Annotated in this window: 2 protein-coding genes and 8 tRNA genes; all 10 read left to right on the top strand. The window is 39.7% G+C overall.

From position 1 onward, the window contains the following. Nucleotides 1-66: 66 nt before the first annotated feature. Nucleotides 67-2,238 (top strand): Tex family protein, encoded by a 2,172-nt coding sequence (locus tag PI85_RS23320; protein WP_036121008.1) that lies wholly within the window; start codon nt 67-69, stop codon nt 2,236-2,238. 67 nt (nt 2,239-2,305) lie between these two features. Beyond that, nucleotides 2,306-2,764, top strand: coding sequence for a SprT family protein (locus PI85_RS23315; protein WP_036121005.1), 459 nt, complete (start codon nt 2,306-2,308; stop codon nt 2,762-2,764). Nucleotides 2,765-2,855: 91 nt separating this feature from the next. Continuing rightward, nucleotides 2,856-2,932 (top strand) — tRNA-Asn (locus tag PI85_RS23310). A gap of 1 nt (nt 2,933) precedes the next feature. Beyond that, nucleotides 2,934-3,005 (top strand) — tRNA-Glu (locus tag PI85_RS23305). Between the two features lie 29 nt (nt 3,006-3,034). Then, nucleotides 3,035-3,110 (top strand) — tRNA-Asp (locus tag PI85_RS23300). Nucleotides 3,111-3,115: 5 nt separating this feature from the next. Beyond that, nucleotides 3,116-3,190 (top strand) — tRNA-Gln (locus PI85_RS23295). 15 nt (nt 3,191-3,205) lie between these two features. Then, a tRNA-Lys gene (locus tag PI85_RS23290) sits at nt 3,206-3,278 on the top strand. 66 nt (nt 3,279-3,344) lie between these two features. Beyond that, a tRNA-Leu gene (locus PI85_RS23285) sits at nt 3,345-3,430 on the top strand. A 30-nt stretch (nt 3,431-3,460) separates the two neighbouring features. Beyond that, nucleotides 3,461-3,537, top strand: a tRNA-Arg gene (locus PI85_RS23280). 17 nt (nt 3,538-3,554) lie between these two features. Beyond that, a tRNA-Gly gene (locus tag PI85_RS23275) sits at nt 3,555-3,628 on the top strand. Nucleotides 3,629-3,771 lie beyond the last annotated feature (143 nt).

Raw genomic sequence — 3,771 nt, 5'->3', positions numbered from 1 at the left:
TAGACTATTTTTTTGCATTTTTAGTAATGTGTAATGGTAAAATGAAAAGAAAAAGGTAGTGATGGTGTGGAACAAAAGCAAATGTTACAGCTCATTGCAAAAGATGTAGCGGTTAAACCAGGGCAAGTTGATGCTGTTATTAAATTATTAGAAGAAGGAAATACAGTTCCGTTTATTGCGCGTTATCGAAAAGAAGTAACGGGATCTCTGGATGAGGTGCAAATTAAAGCTGTAGAGGATCGTTATCATTACATACAGCAGCTCGAACAACGGAAAGAAGAAGTTATTCGATTAATCCATGAGCAAGATAAGCTTACACCAGAATTAGAAAAATCGATTCTTTCAGCAACAGTACTTCAGCGTGTAGAGGATTTATATAGACCTTACAAGCAAAAGCGTCGTACTAAGGCCACTATTGCAAAAGAAAAGGGCTTAGAACCACTGGCAGATCTTTTAGTAGCTTTTAGTCATGATCCACTGGAGCAACTAGCTATTAAATTCGTCGATAATGATCAAGTAGCTAATGCTGAAGACGCGCTAGCAGGAGCGAGAGATATTTTAGCAGAACGCTTTGCTGATGATGCTGCTATTCGTGAGAAAATTCGTACGTATTCATTGAAAGATGGCGTACTTGTAACGAGTGTGAAAAATGCAGAAATAGATGAGAAAAATGTATTTGAAATGTACTACGAGTATGAGGAGCCTGTAAATCGAATTGTTCCGCATCGTATTTTAGCGATAAATCGTGGGGAAAAAGAAGATGTATTAAAAGTTTCGATACATGTTCCAGTGGATCGCGTATTGATGATCATGTGGAAAGAATGGATACCAGCAACGGGAACATCTCCTGCTATTGCTGAAGTGAAGCTTGCTATCGAAGATTCGTACAAGCGTTTAATTCAACCTTCTATAGAAAGAGAAATACGTAATGAGCTTACTGAAAAAGCAGAAACACAGGCTATTCATATTTTCTCTGCAAACTTACGTAATCTACTATTACAACCACCTATGAAAGGCAAATATGTCTTGGGCGTTGACCCAGCTTATCGTACCGGCTGTAAATTAGCAGTTGTCGATGAAACAGGGAAAATGCTAGAGGTTACAGCTATCTATCCACATCCACCTAAACCAGATGTGGCAAAATCGAAAGCTGTTGTAAAAGCAATCTTAGCAAAATACCCAATAAGTATAATTGCTATTGGTAATGGGACAGCCTCCCGTGAAACTGAACAATTCATTGTTGATGTATTAAACGAGTTAACTACGGACGTAGCCTACGTTATTGTTAATGAAGCGGGAGCATCTGTGTACTCAGCATCGGATATTGCTCGGGCTGAATTCCCTGATTTACAGGTTGAGCAACGAAGTGCCGTGTCTATTGCCCGACGCTTACAAGATCCTTTATCAGAGCTAGTGAAGATTGAACCAAAAGCAGTTGGAGTGGGGCAGTATCAGCATGATGTTTCTCAAAAGAAATTAAATGAATCATTAACATTTATAGTAGAAACAGCAGTTAACCAAGTGGGAGTTGATGTAAACACGGCCTCTTCATCACTTTTACAATACGTTTCTGGGTTATCTAAAACAGTTGCAGAAAATATCGTGAAGGTTCGAGAAGAGAATGGTCAATTCACTACCCGTGTACAGTTAAAGAAAATTCCAAGATTGGGTGCGAAAACTTATGAACAAGCCATTGGTTTCTTACGTATCTCTGAGGCGAAAAATCCATTTGATGCTACGGGCATCCACCCTGAAAGCTATCATCTTGCAGAACAGATTTTAGCAGAGGCAAAGATCGATAAAAAAGAACTTGGAACGAAAAAGGCGGAAGAAGCTATTGCTGCTTTGGATATTCAACAATTAAGTGGAGTACTAGAGATTGGTGTTGTAACGATTCAAGATATTGTAGATACTTTGATGAAGCCAAGCCGTGATCCACGTGATGCGTTCCCACAGCCATTGCTGAAAACAGATGTATTGAAAATGGAAGATTTAAAAGTTGGTATGGAGCTACAGGGAACTGTGCGAAATGTAGTAGACTTTGGAGCTTTTGTTGATATTGGTGTGAAGCAAGATGGACTTGTGCACATTTCAAAACTTCAAAATAAACGCATTAAACATCCATTAGAAGTTGTGGCGTTAGGAGATATTGTAACCGTTTGGGTAGAACAGATTGATGTTAGTAAAGGGCGGATTTCTTTAACAATGCTCCCTCCTAAAAATCAATTAATAGATTAAGTAATAAATTTTTACCACGCTGTGCATACTACACAGTGTGGTATTCTTGTTGTTGGAGGTGATCAAGTTGGACAATGAGGAACTACAACAGCTTGTATGTCGAATTTCTTTGGAAAGTTTTCAAAAACCATTTATACACCAAGCTTATTTTAATGGAAGATTACGTTCAACGGGCGGACGATATCTTTTACAAACGCACAATATTGAGATCAATCCAAAAGCTTTTGAATTATATGGTATTAAGGAAATTCAAGGCATTATACTTCATGAACTGTGTCATTACCATTTACATATTGAAGGTAAGGGGTATCAGCATCGGGATAAAGAATTCAGGGAACTATTAAATAAAGTAAAGGCACCTCGTTTCTGTTCGGCGTTACATACTTCTAAATCATCTATAAAAAAACAACGACGCTACACCTATACATGTACTAATTGCCAGCAATTATATGTAAGAAAAATTAAAATGAATGTTGAAAAGTACTGTTGTAGCAAGTGTTTGGGCAGGCTTAAATTATTAGAGTAAAAAAATATTAAAAAAAGATTGACGTATTGTTGAGTTATCCCTATAATAGTAAAAGTCGACAAGATAACGACGACAACATAACATTCATTATTCCGAAGTAGCTCAGTTGGTAGTAGCACCTGACTGTTAATCAGGTTGTCGCAGGTTCGAGTCCTGCCTTCGGAGCCATGGCCCCTTGGTCAAGTGGTTAAGACACCGCCCTTTCACGGCGGTAACACGGGTTCGAATCCCGTAGGGGTCATTTTCATAATTTACTTTGCTAATAATATTGGTCCCGTGGTGTAGCGGTTAACATGCCTGCCTGTCACGCAGGAGATCGCCGGTTCGATCCCGGTCGGGACCGCCACTTATTGGGGTATAGCCAAGCGGTAAGGCAACGGATTTTGATTCCGTCATGCCTAGGTTCGAATCCTAGTACCCCAGCCATTCATTTCTTAATTTGAGCCATTAGCTCAGTTGGTAGAGCATCTGACTTTTAATCAGAGGGTCGAAGGTTCGAGTCCTTCATGGCTCATCTCTTTTAAGAAAAAGGTTGACTTTCTATTGATGTATAGTATGATAAGAAAGTTACTAATTGAATGCGGTCGTGGCGGAACGGCAGACGCGCTAGGTTGAGGGCCTAGTGGGGGCAACCCCGTGGAGGTTCAAGTCCTCTCGGCCGCACCAAAGTCAATTGCAAAGTTAATTAATTCATATGCGCCCGTAGCTCAATTGGATAGAGCGTCTGACTACGGATCAGAAGGTTGTGGGTTCGACTCCTGCCGGGCGCGCCATATTTTTTAAAAATAATGCGGGTGTAGTTTAATGGTAAAACCTCAGCCTTCCAAGCTGATGTCGTGAGTTCGATTCTCATCACCCGCTCCAAAAAAAGTATTGACAACCTCTTGGTTGTTTGATAAGATTAAACAGTTGTCTGTTTCGACAACGCTATGAACCTTGAAAACTGAACAAGCAAAACGTAATCAATAAATTTTTTAGTAGCTAGCTTAGCTAGTGAACGAAACAAA

The organism is Lysinibacillus sp. A1, from assembly GCF_000801965.1.
Classification (GTDB): Bacteria; Bacillota; Bacilli; order Bacillales_A; family Planococcaceae; genus Lysinibacillus; species Lysinibacillus fusiformis.
This window is presented reverse-complemented; position numbering and strand designations above follow the sequence as displayed.